At 71.1% G+C, this 20,948-nt stretch carries 20 protein-coding genes; 4 read left to right on the top strand and 16 right to left on the bottom strand.

What is annotated here, in order from left to right:
- Positions 1-7: 7 nt before the first annotated feature.
- From ACIREI_RS24690 to ACIREI_RS24665, 6 genes are all read right to left on the bottom strand, one after another.
- Positions 8-1,345 carry a CpaF family protein gene (locus ACIREI_RS24690; protein ID WP_403336574.1) on the bottom strand — a complete coding sequence of 446 codons (1,338 nt, stop codon included), beginning with the start codon at positions 1,343-1,345 and terminating at the stop codon, positions 8-10.
- A 23-nt stretch (positions 1,346-1,368) separates the two neighbouring features.
- Complete coding sequence (locus ACIREI_RS24685; protein ID WP_403336572.1) at positions 1,369-1,755, bottom strand: TadE/TadG family type IV pilus assembly protein; 387 nt, start codon at positions 1,753-1,755, stop codon at positions 1,369-1,371.
- A 1-nt stretch (position 1,756) separates the two neighbouring features.
- On the bottom strand, positions 1,757-2,077 hold the full coding sequence (locus ACIREI_RS24680) for a pilus assembly protein (RefSeq protein ID WP_403336786.1): 321 nt from the start codon (positions 2,075-2,077) through the stop codon (positions 1,757-1,759).
- A 71-nt stretch (positions 2,078-2,148) separates the two neighbouring features.
- On the bottom strand, positions 2,149-3,414 hold the full coding sequence (locus ACIREI_RS24675) for a CpaE family protein (protein WP_403336569.1): 1,266 nt from the start codon (positions 3,412-3,414) through the stop codon (positions 2,149-2,151).
- Positions 3,415-3,423: 9 nt separating this feature from the next.
- Positions 3,424-4,131, bottom strand: a complete 708-nt coding sequence (gene cpaB, locus ACIREI_RS24670) for a Flp pilus assembly protein CpaB (RefSeq protein WP_403336566.1) — start codon at positions 4,129-4,131, stop codon at positions 3,424-3,426.
- 79 nt (positions 4,132-4,210) lie between these two features.
- Positions 4,211-5,020: a hypothetical protein gene (locus tag ACIREI_RS24665; protein ID WP_403336783.1), complete on the bottom strand. Its 810-nt coding sequence runs from the start codon at positions 5,018-5,020 to the stop codon at positions 4,211-4,213.
- 243 nt (positions 5,021-5,263) lie between these two features.
- Here ACIREI_RS24665 and ACIREI_RS24660 point away from each other — a divergent pair, with 243 nt between their 5' ends.
- Positions 5,264-6,946, top strand: a complete 1,683-nt coding sequence (locus ACIREI_RS24660) for a chitinase (RefSeq protein ID WP_403336563.1) — start codon at positions 5,264-5,266, stop codon at positions 6,944-6,946.
- Positions 6,947-6,952: 6 nt separating this feature from the next.
- Here the strand turns inward: ACIREI_RS24660 and ACIREI_RS24655 are convergent, their stop codons facing one another.
- Entirely contained in the window at positions 6,953-7,387 is a 435-nt protein-coding gene (locus tag ACIREI_RS24655; protein ID WP_403336560.1) for a hypothetical protein, read from the bottom strand.
- A 140-nt stretch (positions 7,388-7,527) separates the two neighbouring features.
- Between ACIREI_RS24655 and ACIREI_RS24650 the strand changes: the two genes are divergently transcribed.
- A complete protein-coding gene (locus tag ACIREI_RS24650) occupies positions 7,528-8,043 on the top strand; it encodes a SigE family RNA polymerase sigma factor (RefSeq protein ID WP_403336557.1) in 516 nt (171 codons plus the stop codon).
- Positions 8,044-8,119: 76 nt separating this feature from the next.
- Positions 8,120-9,388: a hypothetical protein gene (locus ACIREI_RS24645; RefSeq protein ID WP_403336554.1), complete on the top strand. Its 1,269-nt coding sequence runs from the start codon at positions 8,120-8,122 to the stop codon at positions 9,386-9,388.
- Positions 9,389-9,395: 7 nt separating this feature from the next.
- On the opposite strand, the gene ACIREI_RS24640 is transcribed toward ACIREI_RS24645, so the two are convergent.
- The 4 genes from ACIREI_RS24640 to ACIREI_RS24625 form a co-directional block, all read right to left on the bottom strand.
- Positions 9,396-10,715 (bottom strand): Nramp family divalent metal transporter, encoded by a 1,320-nt coding sequence (locus tag ACIREI_RS24640; RefSeq protein WP_403336552.1) that lies wholly within the window; start codon positions 10,713-10,715, stop codon positions 9,396-9,398.
- Positions 10,716-10,803: 88 nt separating this feature from the next.
- Positions 10,804-11,217, bottom strand: a complete 414-nt coding sequence (locus ACIREI_RS24635) for an ATP-binding protein (RefSeq protein ID WP_403336780.1) — start codon at positions 11,215-11,217, stop codon at positions 10,804-10,806.
- Between the two features lie 156 nt (positions 11,218-11,373).
- A complete protein-coding gene (locus tag ACIREI_RS24630) occupies positions 11,374-12,288 on the bottom strand; it encodes an anti-sigma factor RsbA family regulatory protein (RefSeq protein ID WP_403336549.1) in 915 nt (304 codons plus the stop codon).
- Between the two features lie 43 nt (positions 12,289-12,331).
- A complete protein-coding gene (locus ACIREI_RS24625; RefSeq protein WP_403336546.1) occupies positions 12,332-14,833 on the bottom strand; it encodes an ATP-binding protein in 2,502 nt (833 codons plus the stop codon).
- Between the two features lie 450 nt (positions 14,834-15,283).
- Here ACIREI_RS24625 and ACIREI_RS24620 point away from each other — a divergent pair, with 450 nt between their 5' ends.
- Positions 15,284-16,636 (top strand): M14 family metallopeptidase, encoded by a 1,353-nt coding sequence (locus tag ACIREI_RS24620; protein WP_403336544.1) that lies wholly within the window; start codon positions 15,284-15,286, stop codon positions 16,634-16,636.
- On the opposite strand, the gene ACIREI_RS24615 is transcribed toward ACIREI_RS24620, so the two are convergent.
- From ACIREI_RS24615 to ACIREI_RS24595, 5 genes are all read right to left on the bottom strand, one after another.
- Positions 16,637-17,239 (bottom strand): hypothetical protein, encoded by a 603-nt coding sequence (locus ACIREI_RS24615; protein WP_403336543.1) that lies wholly within the window; start codon positions 17,237-17,239, stop codon positions 16,637-16,639. It abuts the gene before it with no gap.
- A 149-nt stretch (positions 17,240-17,388) separates the two neighbouring features.
- On the bottom strand, positions 17,389-18,876 hold the full coding sequence (locus ACIREI_RS24610; RefSeq protein WP_403336540.1) for a GntP family permease: 1,488 nt from the start codon (positions 18,874-18,876) through the stop codon (positions 17,389-17,391).
- Between the two features lie 123 nt (positions 18,877-18,999).
- Positions 19,000-19,410, bottom strand: coding sequence for a RidA family protein (locus tag ACIREI_RS24605; RefSeq protein ID WP_403336537.1), 411 nt, complete (start codon positions 19,408-19,410; stop codon positions 19,000-19,002).
- Positions 19,407-20,168 (bottom strand): IclR family transcriptional regulator, encoded by a 762-nt coding sequence (locus ACIREI_RS24600; protein ID WP_403336534.1) that lies wholly within the window; start codon positions 20,166-20,168, stop codon positions 19,407-19,409. The genes ACIREI_RS24605 and ACIREI_RS24600 overlap by 4 nt, the downstream gene beginning before the upstream one ends.
- Entirely contained in the window at positions 20,165-20,596 is a 432-nt protein-coding gene (locus tag ACIREI_RS24595; protein ID WP_403336777.1) for a PfkB family carbohydrate kinase, read from the bottom strand. The genes ACIREI_RS24600 and ACIREI_RS24595 overlap by 4 nt, the downstream gene beginning before the upstream one ends.
- Positions 20,597-20,948: the final 352 nt, after the last annotated feature.

The following is a 20,948-nucleotide window of genomic DNA, read 5'->3' as shown; positions in this document are numbered from 1 at the left end:
CGGGTTCCTACCTGGCTTCTCGGGTGGCGAGCTCGAGCGGTGACTGGGCGACGCCGAAGGCCTGGGGTACCGGCTGGCTCGCCATGTAGAGGCGGTCCGCGGTGCGGCGCGGGAGGGGGTAGTACGCGAAGGCGCCGTGGACGCGGCCGTCCGGCGTCATGGGCTGGGCGTGGAAGCGGGCCGCCGTCACCACGCGGTACGGCTCCGCGCCGTGGCTGTCCAGGATCGCGATCTCGGTGATCCTGCGGGCGCCGTCCGGGAAGCGGGTCAGCTGGATGATCACGTCGACCGCGCTGTTGATCTGGTCGTGCAGCGCCTCGAAGGGGACCGTCACGTCGGCCATGGACGCGAGGGTCTTCAGGCGCATCAGGGCGTCCTCGGTGCTGTTGGCGTGCACGGTGGCGAGGGAGCCGTCGTGGCCGGTCGACATCGCCTGGAGCATGTCCAGGGACTCGCCGCCGCGGACCTCACCGACGACGATGCGGTCGGGGCGCATACGGAGGGAGTTGCGGACCAGGTCGCGGATCGTGACCTGGCCCTTGCCCTCGACATTCGGCGGGCGTGACTCCAGGCGGATCACATGGGACTGCTGGAGCTGGAGTTCGGCCGAGTCCTCGATGGTGATGATGCGCTCGCGCTCGGGGATCAGCCCGGACAACGCGTTGAGCAGCGTCGTCTTTCCCGTGCCCGTCGCGCCCGAGACGATGATGTTGAACTTCGCCTGCACCAGCCCGGCCAGCAGATACACCATGGGCTCGTCGAGCGAGCCGAGGCCGGTCATCTCGTGCAGGGTGAAGGAGCGGGGGAAGCGGCGGATCGTCAAGGTCGCGCCGGTCAGGGAGAGGGGCGGGATGATGACGTTCACTCGCTCGCCGGACGGCAGGCGCGCGTCCACCATCGGGTTGGACTCGTCCACCCGCCGGTTCACCGTCGAGACGATCCGCTCGATCGTCTGCATCAGCTGGTCGTGGGACGGGAAGCGGAGCGGCAACTGCTCGACCCGGCCCGCGCGTTCGACGAAGATCGCGTCCGGGCCGTTCACCATGATCTCGGTGATCGACGCGTCCTCCAGGAGGGGTTCGAGGATGCCGAGACCGAGCGCCTCGTCGACGACCCGGCGGATCAGCTGCGAGCGCTCGACCGTCGACAGCACCGGGCCCTCACGGCTGATGATGTGCCCGAGGACTCGCTCCAGTCGGACCCGGCGCTCGGCCGCGGCCAGCGAGCTCATCTCCGCGAGGTCGATCTCCTCCAGGAGCTTGGCCCGGTACGAGGCGACCAGGTGGCCGTCCTCGCCCCGGCTGCCGGGCTCCTCGGGAGTGGTGATGCGTGCGCGCAGGCTCATCGTCGGTGCTCCTCGTTCCTGCGTCAGTCGGTGGTCGGGTCGAAGTCGAGCGGCATGGTCGCGGTCTTCCGGGCGTCGCCGAAGTCCCAGCCGGGGACGATCGACGGGATCTGGACGACGGCGGTGACGGTGACCTCGTCGCCGCCCTGCGCGGGTTCACACGCGACGGACAGCCAGTCGCTGACCGCGTTCGTGCACCCCTCCTGGGCAGTCCCGGGCTCCAGCGAGGCGGCGCGCGCCCCGGCCCGGGCCGCCGTGCCCGCCTGCTGGGCGGTGTAGGCGATCAGGCCGATCTGCACGCCGGCCATGGCCACGAGGATGAGGATCGGGATGAACCCGAGGTACTCGATGGCGACCTGGCCGCGGTCACGGACCTTGCGCGCGCTGCGGACTTCGGCGTCGTACGACATCTCAGTCCTTCTCCTCCTGCACGGCCCCCGCGTGGCCCTCGACGGTGAACGGGAAGCCGATCGCGCCGGGGAAGAGGACGGGCACCTCCAGGTGCACATCGGCCGTGACGTAACCGCCGCCCGCACCGCAGTCCACGCTCGCGCCACCCTGCCAAGCGCTCGGCAGATGCTGCAGCCCCGCCTCCTCGCAGCCCGCCTGCCCCACGGACGCCGTCGCCGCCCGCGCCGCCTCGTCCGCGGCGTTCCCGGCCAGCGAGAAGGTGTAGCCGAGCAGCACGAACTGCCACAGCAGCACCAGCGTCAGGATGATCAGCGGGGTCATGCCGAGGAACTCGACGGTCACCTGGCCCCGGTCGTCCCCGAGAGCCCGCGCACAGGCCCTCAGCCGCCGCCTCACCGCCCCAGCTCCTTGCGCCGCCGGAACGTCAGCGCCGCCGTCCGGTCCCCGCCCCGCGCCCTGCCGCCCCGGCGCTGGACGGCCCCCTCGGTGCCCTTGACCAGCCCCAGCTCCCCCGCGAGCGCCCACAGGGCCTGCTTGACCGACCCCTTGCTGTCCAGCTCGTGCATCCGGCCTGCGTCGACCGCGGCCTGGAGTTCCTTGAAGTTGGCGGGGATCGCGGTGCTCGCGATGCCCGTGCCGGTGATCCGCTGGATCAGGGCGGGCTGGATCTCCGTACCGCGCGAGTAGCGGTTGACGACGATCGTGGTCTCCTCCGCCTTGCGGATCTGCAGCCGGTCCCACATCCGTACCGTGCGCTTGGCGCCGCGCACCGCGACCACGTCGGGGGTGGTGACGAGGAGCGCCGTGTCGGCCATCTCCACGGCGGCCGCGCTCGCGCCGGTCAGCTGGGCGCCGCAGTCGATGACGACGACCTCGTAGCGGGAGCGCAGGGCGCTGACGATGTGGCGGGCGGCGCGGTCGGTGACCTCCTCGCCGCGTTCGCCGTCGCCGGGGGCGAGGAGCAGGGAAACCCCGGTGTCGTGCCGGAACACCGCGTCCGCCAGCACGCGGGGCGTGATGTCGTTGATGGTGGCGAGGTCGACGACCGAGCGGCGGAACTGGATGTCCAGGTAGGCGGCGATGTCGCCGGTCTGCAGGTCCATGTCGAGCAGGGCGGTGCCACGGCCGGACGCCTGTGCGGCGAGGGCCAGTTGGACGGCCGTGAGGGTGGTCCCGACCCCGCCCTTCGCGCCGCTCACCGCCACGACCGTGCCGCCGACGCCGCTGAACACATCGCCGCCCGCGCCCAGATGCCGCCGTACCCCCATCGACCACTGGGCCACCGCGTTGACGCGGCTGGCCAGCTCCTCGTAGTGCAGGGGCAGGGCGACCAGGCCCCGCGCCCCGTAGTCCATGGCGGCCTGGAAGAGGCCGGGGCTCGCGTCGGAGGTGACGAGGATGACGCCCACCGCCGGGAAGCGCAGGGCGACGTCGCGGATGAGTTCCAGGGCCGGGACGGGTCCGATGCGTTCGTGGACGACGACGACCTCGGGCAGCTCGTCGATGGACTCGGCGGCCAGGCGGGCGAGGGTGTCGACGAGCTGGGTGGAGTCGGCCACCGGGGCCACCGGCTCGGCGTCGGGGAGCTGGCTGAGCAGCGTCGTGAGGGACCGGACCGCGTCCGCGTCGCCGACGGCCGGGAGGATCCTCGTGGGCATGGGGGCCTCTCACTTGTCCTTGGCGAGTTCGTACGTGCGGTCCGTGGCGTCGACGTCGGAGCCGGTGCCGGGTGCCACCAGGGCGAGCCGGACCTCGTCGGCGAACGACTCGGCGTAGGTGATGCGCTGGGCGTCGATGGTCTGGAGCGCGAAGGTGATCGGGACGGCGTCGGTGGGCTCGCGGTCGCGTTCGTCGGCGTCGGGCTTGAGCGCGGTCAGCTCGCCCACGTCGATGACCCTGGCGTTCTCCACGATGAGTTTCGACTGGTCCGGGTCGCCGTCGCGCTGCCCCTGGAAGGTGGCGTAGACGTTGACCGTGGAACCCGGGGTGATCTTGCCGGCCACGCCGGTCGCCGCGTCGATCATGATGGCGACCTCCTGCTCACCCGACTTCAGGGCGGGCTGGTCGACGATCATGTCGCTCTGGAGCAGGGAGCCCTTCCGGAGGGTCGTGACGGCGATCTTGCCCTGGATCTCGCGGATGTTGGTGATCGCGTTCTCCGACAGCCACCGCTCGGGCATCTCGATCTTCTCGAACTGGCCGACGCCGAGCTGCGTGTAGGGGGCGACGTTCGCCTTGACCCGGTAGGCGGTGACCTCGGGACCGACCTTGGACTTCACGTCGTTGATGACGGACAGGACGCCGGCGAAGGCACCGAGGGCGCACACGATCGACAGGAGCAGGAGTATCACGCCACGGCGCTGACGGGAGTTCATGAACCGTACAACCTCATTGGGGGAATCGGTCGGGAGCGGTCGGGTTGGGGTCGGGGCGGCCATGGCGGCCGGGGTCCGGTCAGCCGGCGCGGGCCGGTTGCTCGTGGGCGGGCGGGACGGCGGAGCAGAAGACGCAGCGGTCGCCTATGACGTCGATGCCGCACCAGTGACAGGTGTTCTGCCGTACCGAGGTGACCAGTTGGTAAAGCACCGACAGGTCGGGCAGGTACGCGCAGAACTCGATCAGCTTGGGCGTCCCCCACCAGGTGGCCGACTCGGCGGGCAGCGCCGCCTCGCGCAGGCCCTGCGCGTTCCAGACCTTGACCAGGTTGGAGGTGACCCAGTCGGACTGGAGCTGCCCCTGGGCGACCAGCATCGACGTACGGAACTCCGGGCCGCTGAGGGTGGCTCCGGGGGCGATCCGGACCAGTTGCGGTGTCGGGTGGGCGAGCACGCCGAACTGGCTGCCGGGCACCCAGGACTTGGCGTGCGACTTGAGGTCGACGGGGATGCGGTCCAGCTTGGCGACGGAGCCGAGCAGGGCCCCGGCGTGGATGTAGTGGGTGAGCAGCCGGCCGGCCGAGGCGAGGACGCCGGGGCTGAGGTCGCAGGAGGCCAGCTGCCGCAACTGGCGGGCGAGGACGGCGAGTCCGAGCGGGGGCAGTTCCGGGCGGAACAGGGCGATACGGTCGCTCTCCAGCAGGGACCGTACGGTGCGCAGCCGCTGCACCACCTCGCGTGGGGCGGCCTGGGAGCAGACGACGACCACATGACCGTGCTGCTCGATCAGGGTCTGCAGGTCCGCCAACGACATGTCCAGCGGCTCCCGGCCGAGGTCCCCGAGCACGACGGCGGGCACGGTTCGCTCGTCCTGCGCCGGCAGCGCCATGTCGGCGCTGGTCACGGCAATGGCAGTTGGCACGCGCAGCTCCCCGGTGACTTCATTGCGTGACTATTTGAGCACTGTATCCACGGCTCTGCGGCCGGAGAACAGCTTCTCTGAGCCCGGGAAGGAACTCCTCTCGCACAACTCACGCCAAATCGGGGCAGGTTACGCACACAAATTCTTCACTACCCGCATCCCTTGACACGCGAATTGGTCTGGACCAAGTTGTTCAGCATGCCTCTTGTCATGTCCATACGCAGCCGCTTCGGGGTGATGGCCGCGCTCACCGCCGCCCTCGCCCTCACCCTCCTCCCCGCGGGCCACGCCTCGGCCGCGGACGTCAACAACGCCAAGAACGCCGGCTTCGAGTCCGGCCTGAGCGACTGGACCTGTTCCGCGAACAGCGGCACGACCGTCTCCGCACCGGTGCACGGCGGCTCGGCCGCGCTGAAGGCCACACCGGCCGGGCAGGACAACGCCCGCTGCACCCAGGCGGTTGCGGTGAAGCCCAACTCGACGTACACGCTGAGCGCCTGGGTCCAGGGCGGCTACACCTACCTCGGTGTGACGGGCACCGGCACGACCGACGTCTCGACCTGGACGCCGGACACGACGACCTGGAAGCAGTTGTCGACCACCTTCACCACCGGCGCCGCCACGACCTCGGTGACGGTGTACACGCACGGCTGGTACGGGCAGGCGGCCTACTACGCGGACGACGTGTCGGTCCACGGCCCCGACGGCGGCGGTGGCACCGACCCCTCCCCCACGATCCCCGGAGCGCCGAGCGGCCTCAGCGTCTCGGGCACGACCTCGTCCTCGGTCTCCCTGGCCTGGAACACCGTGCCGGGCGCGACCGGCTACCACGTCTACCGCAACGGGACGAAGGTGACGGCCGTGACCGGCACTTCGGCCACCGTGACCGGGCTCGCGGCCTCGACGTCGTACTCCTTCCAGGTCACGGCGGCCAACGCGGCCGGTGAGTCGCCGAAGTCGGCGGCGGTGACGGCGACGACGAACACGCCGACCGGCCCCGGCCCCTCCCTCCCCAAGCACGCGGTGACCGGGTACTGGCAGAACTTCGACAACGGGGCGACGGTCCAGAAGCTCGCCGACGTCCAGTCCGCGTACGACATCATCGCCGTCGCCTTCGCGGACGCGACCTCCACGCCGGGCGCGGTGACCTTCAACCTGGACTCGGCCGGGCTCGGCGGCTACACGGTCGACCAGTTCAAGGCCGACATCAGGGCGAAGCAGGCCGCCGGGAAGAAGGTCATCGTCTCGGTCGGCGGCGAGCGCGGCACGGTGGCGGTGAACGACGCCGCGTCGGCGACGAACTTCGCGAACTCGGTGTACTCCCTGATGCAGACGTACGGCTTCGACGGCGTCGACATCGACCTGGAGAACGGCCTCAACGCGACCTACATGACGCAGGCGCTGCGCTCGCTCTCGGCGAAGGCGGGCCCGTCGCTGATCATCACGATGGCGCCGCAGACCATCGACATGCAGTCGACGTCGAACGCCTACTTCCAGACCGCGCTGAACATCAAGGACATCCTCACGGTCGTCAACATGCAGTACTACAACAGCGGATCGATGCTGGGCTGCGACGGCAAGGTCTACAGCCAGGGCTCGGTGGACTTCCTGACCGCCCTGGCCTGTATCCAGCTGGAGGGCGGGCTCGCCCCGTCCCAGGTGGGGCTGGGGCTGCCGGCCTCGACGCGGGGCGCGGGCAGCGGGTACGTGTCACCGTCGGTCGTGAACAACGCCCTGGACTGCCTGACCAAGGGGACGGGGTGCGGGACCTTCAAGCCGTCGCGGACCTATCCCGACCTGCGGGGCGCGATGACCTGGTCGACGAACTGGGACGCGACGGCGGGCAACGCCTGGTCCAGCGCCGTCGGTCCGCATGTGCACGGGCTGCCGTAGGAGCCCTCACCCCGTGGGCCGGTAGTGGCCGAGCACCCAGGCCAGCTGCGGGAACCACTCCTGCAGCCGGGCCCGGGGCTTGGCCTCCACCACGCACTCGTAGAACCTGCCGTCCATGTGGATCACGGCGACCATCAGGGCCTTGCCGTCGGGGCTCGCCTTGTAGTGGACGCTGCGGACCTCGGGCCAGTGGAACTCGATGGTGAGGCCGGCCATCTCGAAGGCGACGCCGGACGCGTCGATCACGACCGCGTTGCGCTTGTCGATCGCCAGGAACTCCGGGCCCTGCGGAGCCGGCGCCTGCTGGGGCGGGACCGGGGCGTAGGGGGGCTGTACGGGCGCGTACGGAGGCTGGGCAGCTGCGTACGGAGGCTGGGCGGGAGCGAACTGCGGTGGGGGTGGGCCGAAGCCGGGGCCGGGTGGGGGTGGCTGCTCGGTCATCCGTGGGGTCCTCGGTCCTCGTACTCGCGGGGTACTCGCTGGAACTGATTCGGTGCTGCGGTGAAACATTCTTCCAGCCCTGCCGCGTCAGTGAGGTGAGGACCTCATCGGCAGCCGGCGCACAGCAACAGGGGGAACGCATGAGACAGGCCCGCGCGGACGAGTACGCGGAGTTCGCGGCGGCCAGAGCCGGGCATCTGTACCGGTCGGCCTGTCTGCTGACCGCCGGGGACACCCACCTCGCCGAGGACCTCGTCCAGGAGACCCTCGGCCGGATCTACGTCCGCTGGGGACGGGTGTCCCGGGTGGACAACCCCGCCGGGTACGCGCAGACCGTCCTCACCCGCGCCTTCCTCACCCATCAGCGGCGGCGCAGCAGCACCGAGCGGGCCACGGACGCGATTCCCGACCGGGCCGCGGCCGACGGCGGCCACGGGGACGTGTCGCTGCGGCTGACCCTGCTCCAGGCACTCGCCCGGCTGCCCGCCAAGGACCGGGCCGTGGTCGTCCTGCGGTACTGGGAGGACCGGTCCGTCGAGGAGACCGCCGACGCCCTGAACGCCAGTTCCGCCGCGGTGCGGACACGGTGCACCCGGGCGCTGGGACGGCTGCGCCAGCTGCTGGGCGAGGACCTCGGCGAGTACGCGACCTCCTGACCCCGGCGCTCTCCTCCGACCTCCCGCCTCCTCCTACGACCTCCCTCACCCCACTCCCGAGAAACGGTGGTTTGCCATGCCTGTGGAACACGACGAGGACCGCTTCGAGGGGCGGCTCAGTCACGCCCTGCACGACGCCGGTGAGCGCTTCGACGCCGACCGGGCCGCGCTGGTCGCCGCCGGACAGGCGCGAGGTCGGCGGCTGCGGGTGAGGCGGCGGGCCGCGGTGGTGGGCGGCGCCGCCGGGATCGCGGCGGTCGCGGTGGGCGGGGCGCTGCTGGTGCCCTGGGGCGGTTCGCCCGCCCCGCTGCCGTCCAGTTCCGGCGTGGCCGAGCAGCCGTCCGGCACCCCGACGTCGTCCCCCGTCCCCCTGACGGCCCGCGAACTCATCGCGACGCTCGAGGATCTGCTCCCCGAGGGCAAGTTCAGCGAGCAGCGGGCACGGGGCACCGAGGACTCGAAGCTGCCGCCGTACGTCCACCTCGTGTACGACGACGGCCAGGGCCCGGGGGCCGTCGGCGTCAGCCTGGACCGCGTCGAGCCCGGCAGCGACCAGGCCCGCGAGACGACCGACTGCCCGGACAGGACGCTGGTCCCGCACGACAGCTGCGTCTCCACCAGGCTGGCCGACGGCTCGCTGCTCAAGCTGTTCCAGGGGTACGAGTATCCCGACCGGCGCGTCGACACCAAGATGTGGTCGGCCGACCTGATCACCCCCGAGGGACAGCATGTCTCCGTCAGCGAGTGGAACGCCGCCGCCGAGAAGGACGCGCCGGTCAGCAGAAGCGAACCTCCCCTGTCGACCGCCCAGTTGAAGGAGCTGGTGACGGCCCAGGTGTGGCGCAAGTACGTCGAGTTCATCCCCGAGGACCCGAAGAAGCCGAAGCCGTCGGCCCCGCCGAGCACCGGAGTCGAACCGGGCGTGGACTCGGTGCTCGCCACGCTCGTACCGCTGCTGCCCAAGGGCGTCGAGGTCGTCGAGAAGGGCAGCGACTACACGTATCTCGTCCTCGACGACGGCAAGGGCAGGAGCTACGTGCAGATCGACGTCCAGCACGGCATGGGGGACAAGGAGACCGTCGACCAGCTCTTCGGCGACGACGCCGAGACGCTCCCCGACGGCACCAAGGTCGCCTCTCGGCAAAGCGGCGGCGACAAGGGCGTCGACGGCGCCGTGATGTGGACCGTCGACACCCTCCGCGCCGGGGCGGACGGCTTCCGGGTCGTCATCAGCGCCTTCAACTCCGGCACCCAGCACGACGCCCCGACCCGCGCGACCCCCGCCCTGACCATGAAGCAGCTCCGGGAGATCGCCCTCAGCCCCGAGTGGGACCGGTTCCGCTAGGCCGCCGTTAGAAGAACTCCGCCCACGGCTGGTCCCAGATCTGCTTCACGCACAGCACCAGGAACAGCAGGCCGGCGATCGCCAGCATGGCGTTGCTGAGCGGGCCGTTGCGCCACTGGCTCGGGGTGCGGGAGGAGTTCAGGAGCCAGATCAGGGTGCCGGCGAGGAAGGGCAGGAAGGCCGCGCCCAGGACGCCGTAGATGATGATCAGGCGGAAGGGCTGGCCCTGGAAGAGCAGGACCATGGGCGGGAAGGTCAGCCAGAGCAGGTAGGCGCGGAACGGCCAGGACCGCTCCCGCTCGCCCGAGGCGACCTCCTCGCCCTTCAGCTGCGCCCGCCCCCGGTAGCGGGTCACGAAGTCCGCGAACATCAGGCTCACGCCGTGCCAGACGCCGATGAGGGAGGTGAAGGAGGTGGCGAAGAAGCCGATCAGGAAGAACTTGGCCGTCGCCGTGCCGTATTCGTCCTCCAGGATGCCGCCGAGCTGGACCAGGCCCTTGTCGCCGCTGGCGATGGCGATGTTCGCGGAGTGCAGCAGCTCGGCGCCGACGAAGAGCATCGAGATGACGAAGATGCCCGTCGTGGCGTACGCGACGCGGTTGTCGAGCCGCATCACCTTCATCCAGCCGGTGTCCGTCCAGCCCTTGGCGTTGACCCAGTAGCCGTACGCGGCAAGAGTGATGGTGCCGCCGACGCCACCGATCAGGCCGAGGGTGTTGAGGATCGAGTCCTTCTCGTCGGGCAGGACGGGCAGCAGGCCCGCGAAGGCGTCCGCGAGGTTGGGCGTGACGCGGATCGCCAGGTACACCGTCACCACGAACATGACGCCCACCAGGACCGTCATGACCTTCTCGAAGACGGCGTACTTGTTGAACCAGACGAAGACCAGGCCGACCAACCCGCAGGCGATGGCCCACCATTCGAGGTCCATCACGTTCGGGAACAGCGCCTGCAGCGGCAGCGCGCTCGACGACATGGCCGCCGCGCCGTAGACGAAGCCCCAGATCACGACGTAGACGGCGAAGAACCAGGTGGTCCAGCGGCCGAGGCTCGCCCAGCCGTCGAAGAGGGTGCGGCCGGTGGACAGATGCCAGCGGCCCGCCGCCTCGGCGAGGGAGATCTTGACCAGGCAGCCGATGATCGCCGCCCAGAGCAGGGTGTAGCCGAAGTTGCTGCCCGCGATGAGGGTGGCGACGAGGTCGCCGGCGCCGACGCCGGTCGCGGCGACGACGATGCCGGGACCGATGTACCGCCAACTGGACTTACGGGGCCGGGAGTCCGCCTCACCGGCCTGGGATGCCTCTGTGTTTCCCGTGGTTTCCGCCATGGTGGTCAAGAAAGCTCAAAGGAGCCGGTCGGACAAGAGGGCGTGCGCGATCTCCACCCGATGTGCTCATGGGTGTTCGGGGCGGGCGCTACGGCTGTCGCCGACCACAGCCGTCCGACCCGCACGTCGCGAGCTCGAACCACACCGTCTTGCCCGACCCGTCCTGGTGGCAGCCCCAGCGCCGGGCGAGCGCGTCCACCAGGAACATCCCCCGGCCGCTCTCCGAGGCGCCGGCGTCCAGCACCATCGGTACGCGCCGGCCGCCGTCCCGGACCTCGCAGCGCAGGACCCCGTGCGCGGCGAACAGGGTGAGCCCGAAGCGGCTCGCGGAGTGCAGCAGGGCGTTGGTGGCCAACTCGCTCACCAGCAGCTCGGCCACGTCCACCAGGTCGTCCAGGTCCGCGAGTCCCCATCCCTCCAACTGCCGGCGGACCTCCGCGCGGGCCTCGCGGACCGCGGAGGGACGGGGGTCGTAGTCGACGCTCAGATGGCCGGCCCCCATGGGCGGCTGGGGATACGAACCGTACTGAGGACCTGGATCCGGGAAGCGCGCCCCGTCGAGGTACAGCATGGGTACAGGGTGGCGCGCCCGGGGTAGGGGCGCACGGGGAGGAATACCTGATTCCATACCTGCACCGGTTCCGGTACGGGGATTCCGCTACCCGTACTGCAGCCGTACGCTCGCCCCGTCCCGGTCGTCCCGGACGTCGACGTACGCGCACACCTGCCGGGCGAACCACAGTCCCTGCCCGGGTTCCAGTTCCGCGCTCGGCGGCGGTACGAAGCCCGCGAGCGGGTCGTCGACGCGGTGCGCGGTACGCAGTTCGCAGACGCAGGCCGGGGCCTCTCCCCACAGCACGGCGCCGTCGACCGGGCCGAGGGCGGCGGCCGCCTCGGTGACGGCCGTGGCGAACAACTCCGCGTCCGCGGCGCTCAGCCCTCGCGCGCCCGCCCGGCTGCGTACGGCGTCACCGGTGAGGGCGGGGCCGGTCAGGCGCTCGGCGTCGGCGGCGGGCGGGGGCAGCGGTACGGCGTCCAGTTCGGCGGCGAGCCGGACGGGATCCTCGTACACCCCGGTGCCGGGGTGGGCGCGGCGGGCGGCGGCGACGATCGCGGAGCCCGCGACGCGGCCGTCGTAGGCGCACAGGGCCGTCGTCGCGAGCGGGGCGAAGAGGAGGTTGGCGAGGGCCTCGTAGCGGATCCACTCGGCGGTCTCCCGCGGCGAACGGCCCGCCCGGCCGCCCCAGACGGGTTCCATGAGCAGATGCATACGGCCGCCCGGGCCGGCGTGCGCGGCGAGATGGCCGGCACCCTGGGCGACCGCGTTGGCGGCGGAGCCGGTGTACCACTCGGTGTGCGGGACGAGGCCGACGCTCTTGACGTCGGTGCCGAGGGCGTCGCGCAGGAGGTCCAGGTTGCCGGGGGCGGCGATGGCCACGGGCGGGGGTTCGCCGGGGGCGGCGAGGGCTTCGGTGAGGAAGGGGAGGGCGGCGGCGAGGAACTCGTCGTCGGACTCGAAGACGGTCATGCGGTGGTCGAATCCGGGCTGGGCCGGGGCGGGTCGAGTGGTCACGGGTCCTGGCTCCCTCTGGGGTGGGTTCCGACGGGTGGGGGTCTCAGCGTTGCGCGGCCATCCAGGCCGCGATCTGGCTGCGGTTGCTGAAGCCGAGCTTGCCGAGGATGCGTTCGACATGGCCTTCGGCGGTGCGGCGGGCGATGACCAGCCGGTCGGCGATCTGCTGGTTGGCGAGTCCCTGGGCGACGAGTTCGGCGACCTCGGTCTCGCGGCGGGTGAGGCGGGCGCCGGTGGCGTGGTGCGTGAGGCGGACGCCGGCGGTGGGGTGGTGGGAATGGGTTCGCCCGTTCGTCTTGTGTGCGGCTGCGGGCCGTTGGGGCTGTCCGCGGTCATGGACGGCGTACTCGACGGCCTCCGCCAGGTCGAGTGCGGCGCCGCGTTCGTACGCCCGCTGGAAGTCGGGCCGACCCAGGGCCTCGCCGGCCCGGGTCTCGCTGTCGCGGCGGGCCTGGTTCAGGGCCGCCGATCCCCAGCGGTCGCGGTCGATGCCGGCCCAGACGCGGTCGGCGGCGCCGAGCAGGACGGCCGCACGCTCGGGGGCGCCCGCCTGGGTGGCGACGTGGGCCAGGAGGTCGAGGGTGAGGGCGATGCCGGTGACGTCGTGGACGGCGAGTTTGAGGCGCAGGGCGTGCCGGGCGTGGTGTTCGGCCCGGCGCCAGTCGCGCTGCACCGTGTGGGCGAGGGCGAGCATCCGCAGGACGTATGAGTGCACCCACTCCTCGCCGTGCCGTTCGCACGTCCGGCGGGCCCGCTCGCAGACCTCGACGGCGCGCTCGGCCTCGCCCAGGAACCCCAGGGCGCAGGCGAGTTCGACCTGGTCGAGGCCGTGCAGGCTGAGGTGCTGGCCGGGGACGGGGCCGCGGGCGACGCTGGCCTCGAAGTGTTTCAGCGCGGTCGGCAGGTCGTCCATGAAGAGGGTGATGACGCCGATGACGTACTCGGCGTGGGCGGCCTCGGCCTGGTCGTCGAGGTCTCGGGCCAGGGCGCGGGCTTCCCGGGCGAGGGCGAGTCCTTCGGCGAGGTCATGGGTGGCGGCGGCGAGGAGCCCGGCGATCCACAGGCCGCGGGCCCGTTCCCGGGTCGGTTCCGGGTTGGCGGCCAGGGCGCGGTCGAGCCAGTAGCGGCCTTCGCGGGGGGCGCCGCAGGCGTGCCAGTAGAACCACAGGGTGCCGACCAGGCGCAGTCCGGCGAGGCGTTCGCCGGGGGTGGCGAGGCTGAAGTCGAGTGCGGTGCGGAGGTTGTCCTGGTCGGCGCGCAGGCGGGCGACGATCTCGCGCTGGCCCGGGCCGAACCAGGCGCTCTCGCAGGCGGTGGCGCGCCGCAGCATCCAGTCGCGCTGCCGGCGGCGGGCCGCGGGCTCCTCGCCGGGGAGTCGGCGCAGGCGGTCCAGGCCGTAGTGGCGGAGCGTGTCGAGGAGGCGGTAGCGGATGCCGTCGGGGCCGGACTCCCGGGACAGTACGGACTTGTCGACGAGGCCGGTGACGGCGTCCAGGACGTCGTCGGGGTGGATGTGCGGAGTGGTGGCCGGGGGGTTCTCGCCCCCGCCGCCTCTACCCGTCCCATCCTCAAGGGGCTCCGCCCCTTCGACCCCGGCCAGGGGGCTCCGCCCCCTCGCCCCCCGCTCCTCGAACGCCGGAAGGGCTGGATCGCACACCGCCTCCGCCGTCTCCAGGTCGAAGCTCCCCGCCAGTACCGACAACCGCGCCCACACCAACTGCTCGCGCTCGGTGCACAGTTCGTGGCTCCAGTCGACCGCCGCGCGCAGCGTCTGGTGGCGCGGCAGGGCGGCGGGGCTGCCGCCGGTGAGGAGGCGGTAGCGGTCGTCGAGGCGGTCGAGGAGCTGGCCGACGTCGAGCACGCGCATACGGACGGCGGCGAGCTCGATGGCCAGGGGGAGGCCGTCCAGGCGGCGGCACAGGCGGGCGACGGCCGCCCGGTTCGCGGCGGTCAGGCGGAAGCCGGGGACCACCGCGGCGGCTCGGTCGGCGAAGAGGGCCAGGGCCGGGCAGCCCTCGGGGCCGGAGAGGTCGCCGTCCGGGTCGGGGACCGGCAGGGGCCGTACCTCCAGGAGGTGTTCCTCGGTGAGGCCCAGGCGGTGGCGGCTGGTGGCGAGGATCCGTACGCCGGTGGTGCCGTGCAGCAGGGCCGCGGCGAGTTCGGCGCAGGCCGGCAGCAGGTGTTCGCAGTTGTCGACGAGCAGGAGCAGGCGACGGTCCCGGACCCGCTCCACCAGCGCCTGGAGCGGCGGCTGCGCGGTGTGGTCGTGCAGATCGAGCGCGTCGGCGGCGGCGAGCGGGACGAGCGCGGGGTCATGGAGGCCGGAGAGGTGCACGACGCGTACCCCGTCCGGGAAGGCGCGCCGGACGCCGGATGCGATGCGGGTGGCGAGGCGGGTCTTGCCGACGCCGCCGGGGCCGGTCAGCGTGACCAGCCGGGTCCTGGCCAACAGCTCGCGTCCGGCGGCGAGTTCGTCGCGCCGGTCGACGAAGCTGGTCGTCTCGACCGGCAGTTGGTGATCCCGTCGTGGCGCTGATCCGCCCATGATCAGCCGTTCCTCCGGGGTGGTGTCGAAGGGAGCCGAGGAGCAAGGGAGCAAGGATCCGAGGAGTCGAGGGGCCGGGGAACCGAGGAGTCGGGGAACCCGACGGAGCCGGGAAGCGGAGGGGTCGGTCGGGAGGCAAGGGAGCCGGAGGGTGCGCCGGTCCCCGCCATTGCCGCCGCTCCCACCGCTCCCCCTTGCGCGGACCCTCACCCTCCCCCGCCCCCACACCGGCACGCACACCCGGCTCACACCCCCGGGTGAATTTCGTCCGGGAAAGCTCGGCGCGCGGTGCGCGCGCGTACACTGCGCGGCTGATTTTCGAATGGTTCACGCCATCAATCACCGTGTCGCCCTTGACCTGTCCATGCCAGCAGCTCACGATGAGCGCCACACCCGCACGACGCAGTACGTCGCAGTGAACCCCACCCCCCACTCCCACAAGGAGAATTCATGCGACTTCGCACACGCGGCTCAGGCGCCCGCAGCGGCAGACGTGCCGCCGCGCTCGCCACCCTGCTCGCTCTCGCCCTGGCGGCGCCCCTGTCCGCCAACGTCTCCGCGAACGCCGACAGCGCCTCCAAGGCGGCCTCTTCGACCGATGACGCCCGGCAGTACGAGGTGCACATGCACTCGACGGCCAAGGACCGCACCGCACTTCAGCGGACGGGCGTGACCGTGGACGAGGTCCACGGCCACGGTGTCGTCGTCTCCGGCCGCACGGACCAGATCAAGAAGCTGCGCGACCTCGGCTACGACGTCACCCCGCTCGGCGCGGTCCCCGACCGCTCCTCCGGCGAGGACGACGTCCGCCTCTACGACTTCCCGTCCGGCGACTCGCGCTATCACAACTACGCGGAGATGACGAGCGAGATCAACTCCCTCGTCTCGGCCAACTCCTCCATCGCGAGCCAGCGCGTGATCGGGCAGTCGTACCAGGGCCGGAACATCGTCGCCATCAAGATCAGCGACAACGTGGGGACCGACGAGTCCGAGCCGGAGGTCCTCTTCACCCACCACCAGCACGCCCGTGAGCACCTCACCGTCGAGATGGCGCTCTATCTGCTGCGCGAGCTGACCTCCGACTACGGCACCGACTCGCGGGTCACCAGCATGGTGAACAACCGCGAGATCTGGATCGTGCCCGACCTCAACCCGGACGGCGGCGAGTACGACATCGCCACCGGCTCGTACCGGTCGTGGCGCAAGAACCGGCAGCCCAACTCCGGTTCGTCGTACGTCGGGACGGACATGAACCGGAACTGGAACTACCGGTGGGGCTGCTGCGGCGGTTCGTCGGGATCGCCGTCCTCGGACACCTACCGGGGCGCCTCCGCCGAGTCGGCGCCGGAGGTCAAGGTCGTCGCCAACTTCGTGCGCAGCCGCGTGGTCGGCGGGGTTCAGCAGATCAAGGCCGGAGTCGACTTCCACACCTACAGCGAGCTGGTGTTGTGGCCCTTCGGGTACACGTACTCCGACACGACGACCGGCATGACCGCCGACGACCGCAACGCGTTCGCGACCGTCGGGCAGAAGATGGCGGCCAGCAACGGATATACGGCGGAGCAGTCCAGTGACCTGTACATCACCGACGGGTCGATCGACGACTGGCTGTGGGGCAGCCAGAAGATCTTCGGGTACACCTTCGAGATGTACCCGTCGTCCAGTGCGGGTGGGGGCTTCTACCCGCCCGACGAGGTGATCGAGCGGGAGACGTCCCGGAACCGGGATGCGGTGTTGCAGCTACTGGAGAACGCGGACTGTATGTACCGGTCGATCGGCAAGGAAGCCCAGTACTGCAGCTAGTTACCGGGCGTCGGCTTCCTCGGCGTCCGCTTCCTCGGCACCGTCTTCGAAGTAGGCGTCCAGAACCGCGTCCAACTGCTCGTCCCACTCCTTGAAGCGGCTCCTGGCCGTCGCCTCGATCTCGATCGGGTACCAGCGACGGTCAGGAGTGTGCACCGTGACGGTGAAACGCTTCCCGAAGCGCGGGGCCTCCGTCTCGATCGCGCCGATCTCGTCCCAACGGAAGTCGCACTCCTGGTCGTCCAGGGAGAGACGGACGCCCTTGTGGTCGGCGACGATACGGGCCCGTCGGTCGGCGGCGTCGAAGACGGGGCCGTCGACGGGCGCCTCGTCCTCGTCGTCGTCCCCCTCCAAGTCATCGTCCTCGGCCTCGTCGGCGACTTCGAGGTCCGTCTCCGCGGATTCGGCCTCCTCGTCGGATTCGGTCACCTCGGCTTCCGTCTCCTCGGAAACGGCTTCCTCGGTCACGTCCTCGTCCTTGACGCCCTGCGGCTTCACGCCTTCCGGCCTGGCTGACGCGGGCGAGGTGAGCCCGGGGATGAAGGCCGGGTCGAACCCGGCGCCTTCCAGGGGCTGGCTGCCTGAACCTATGCGCTGCTCCACAGCGCAGCAGTATGGTCGACAACCCTGTGTCCCGCGCAACCAGCCCCCGCATCGTTACACGATCAGGCTCTCTGCATCCATCAGCGCGCTCCGCGCGCGGGCGCCGTCGTTGACGCCCGAGGCGACCCGGCAGGAACACGCCACAGCCGTCACACGAACAAGCTCAACACCGCCGCGGCCACGAACCCGGCCACCGACAGCACGCTCTCCAGCACGGTCCACGTCTTCAACGTGTCCCGCTCGCTGATGCCGAAGTACTTGGCGACGATCCAGAAGCCGCCGTCGTTGACGTGCGAGGCGAAGATCGAGCCGGCCGAGATGGCCATGATGACGAGGGCGACGAAGGGCTGGGAGTGGTCGCCCTCGGTGAGGAGCGGGGCGACGATGCCGGCCGTCGTGACGATGGCGACCGTCGCCGAGCCCTGGGCGACCCGCAGGACCACCGAGATCAGGTACGGCAGGACGATCACCGGAAGGCCCACGTCGTTGAACGTGTCGGAGAGGGCCTGGGCGACACCGCTGGCCTTGAGGATGGCGCCGAAGACACCGCCCGCGCCGACGACCAGGAGGATGTTGCCGACCGGCTTGAGCGAGGAAGTCGACACCGTTTCCAGGGACTTGCGGGACCAGCCGCGGCGGATGCCCAGCAGGTAGTATGCGAGCAGCAGGGCGATCGTCAGGGCCACGAACGGGTTGCCGAAGAACTCGATCACCGAGCGGGTGGTGGACGGGTCCAGGGCGATCGAGGAGAACGTCGCCGCCAGGATCAGCACCAGCGGCGTACCGATGATGCCGAGGACCGTGCCGAGCGGGACCGGCTTCTCCTGCGGTTCGACCCCGGCCGCCCGCTGCTCGTCGATCACCGCCTGCTTCGCCTCGGCCGCCGCCTCGACCATGTCCTGCGGTACGGCGACGAAGATGCGCCGCCCGATCCAGCCGGAGAACGCCCACGCGGCCAGTACCGCCGGGATGCCGCAGACGACGCCCATGAGGATGACCCAGCCGAGCTCGACGTGGAGCAGGCCGGCTGCCGCGACCGGACCGGGGTGCGGGGGCAGGAAGGCGTGGGTCATGGACAGGCCGGCCAGCAGCGGCAGGCAGTACAGCAGGATCGACTTGCCCGAGCGCTTGGCCGCCGCGTAGACGATCGGTGCGAGGACGAAGATGCCGACGTCGAAGAAGACCGGGATACCGAAGATGAGGCCGGTCAGACCCATGGCGAGGGGGGCGCGCTTCTCACCGAAGAGGTTCAGCAGACGGGACGCCAACACCTCAGCGCCGCCGCTGACTTCGAGGATCGCGCCGAGCATGGTGCCCAGGCCGATGATGATCGCGACATGGCCCAGGATGCCGCCCATGCCGGACTCGATGGTCGACACCGCGTCGGACCGCTGGACGGTACCGAAGAGTTCGGTGACCGACAGGCCCGCCATCAGGCCGACGGCTATGGAGACGGCGAGGAGGGCCACGAAGGGCTGCAGGCGCGCCTTGATGATCAGGAACAGGAGCAGGGCGATGCCGAGGGCGGCGACCGTCAGCAGTCCGGCCGTACCGTCGATGAGGAGGAGCAGTCCGCCGGTGTGGGGTGGTGTCTCGGCTGGGGCGGATGCGGCGAGCGGGAGGGACAAGGGGGACATTCGGGGGTCCTCGCGGTAAGTACATCGAGCTTTCGGGCAGGGGGGATCGCGGCATGGCGTCCCAGGGGTGACGGACGCCATGCCGTGTACGGCGTGCGGGGGGTGTGTGAGGAGGGGTGGGCGTCAGCCGAGTACGGCCAGCGCGTCGATCTCGATGAGCAGCCCAGCCGGCAGGCCGACGTACACCGTGGTGCGCGCGGCGGGCGGCTGGGTCAGGCCCTGTGCCTCGAAGTAGGCGTTGTAGATCTCGTTCATCTCGGCGAAGTGGGCGACGTCCGTCAGATAGACGCGGATCATCATGACGTCGTCCCAGGAGGCGCCGCCCTCCTCCAGGATCGCCTTGACGTTGGCGAGGGTCTGGAGGGTCTGCTCGCGCAGGGTGGGGCCGGCGGGCGTCGGGGACTGCCCCTCGACCGCGGGGAGGAAGCCGACCTGGCCCGCGACCTGGAGGATGTTCCCCTTCTTCACGCCGTGCGAGAACTTGGCGGGCGGGGCGGTGTGGGTCTTCGGGGTGAGCGCGATCTTCTCGGTCATGCGGTGCCTTTCGCTGAGGTCCTGCCGGAGTACTCGCCGCTGATGTCGTCCGCCGTACGGCGCACCAGCGGGAGCAGGGTGAGGAGTTCGTCGGCGGTGACGACGACGTTCGGCGCGGAGACCGACATCGCGGCGACGACCCGGCCGTCGGCGCCGCGGATCGGTGCGGCGACGCAGTTGATGGACTCCTCGTGGCCACCGAGGTCGGTGGCCCAGCCCTGTTCGCGCACCTTGTCCAACTCCCGTAGGAAGGCGGGTGCGTTGGGGGTGGAACGGGCCGTGTACAGGGGGTAGTCGAGCTTGTCGGCCAGCGCCCGGCGCTCGTGCTCGGGCAGGTCGGCGAGGAGCAGCTTCGCGACGGCGGCGACGGTGATGGCGACCGGTTTGCCGATCCGGGAGTACATCCGCACGGGGTAGCGGCTCTCGACCTTGTCGATGTACAGCACCTCGTCCTCCTCGTACACGGCGAGGTGCACGGTGTGGCCGCACTGCTCGTTGAGACGTACGAGATGGGGGTGGGCGATCTCGCGGATGTCGAGGTTCTCCATCGCCTCCTGGGCGAGGGCGATGAGGCGGGCGCCGAGGCGGTAGCGCTGGTCGGACTGGCGGTAGACCATGCCGTGCTCGTGGAGGGTGCGCAGGAGGCGCAGGGCCGTGGACTTGTGGACCCCCAGCCGGTCGGCGACCTGACCGAGGTCGGCGGGCCCCTCGGCGAGCAGCGGCAGGATGCTCAGCGCGCGGTCGACGGTCTGGCTCATGGCGTACGTACCTCCTCGTCGGCCCGTTCTTCTGCGGCTTGCGTCCAGCCGGGGCCGAGTCGAAGTTTCTCCCACGCGGCGTCGTCGAGGGCGACCAGGCGGTCGGCGTGGTCGCGGGAAGGGGGTGGGGCGAGGTCGCCGGGGGCGGTGAGGGTGGCGGCGGCCCAGAGGTGGGCGTGCCTCAGCCGGTCGCGGACCGGCAGCCCGTGCAGGGTGGCAGAGAGGAATCCGGCGGCGAAGGCGTCGCCCGCGCCGGTCGCTGCCGCGATGTGGACGTGGGGGGCGGGGACGAAGACGGTTGGCTGTGCGGGGCCCGGCGAGGCAGCTTCGGCGGAGTGGGTCTGCGAGTCACCCGGCGTGGGGGCCGGGCGGGGGTGGGTCGCGCAACCCGGCCCCGACGGGGCGCCGCCCTTCTCTGGGTCGGGCACCACCCTGGGCGGCACGAATGCCCGCGGCTGGGCGGACGGGTCCAGCCTGTCGACCGGCGGCGGCTGAGCGGCCGGGTCCGGCCCATCGGCTCCCCGCGACTGGATGGACAGGGCCGAGCGGTCGGCTACCCCCGGCTGAGCGGACGGATGCGACCCATCGACCGACCGCGACTGAGCCAACGGGGCCGACCCATCGGCTACTCGCGACTGGACGGATCGCTCAGGCCCGTCGACCGACCCCGGCTGAGCAGACGGGCCCAGCCCGACGGCCGGCCGCAGCTGGGCGAGCGGGGCCGGCCCGTCGGCCCGCCGCGGGCCGGCGGAGGCAGTCGGTCGGGCGGCCGCTTGCGGG

It is taken from the genome of Streptomyces sp. NPDC093591 (assembly GCF_044764885.1).
Taxonomy (GTDB): Bacteria; Actinomycetota; Actinomycetes; order Streptomycetales; family Streptomycetaceae; genus Streptomyces.
This window is presented reverse-complemented; position numbering and strand designations above follow the sequence as displayed.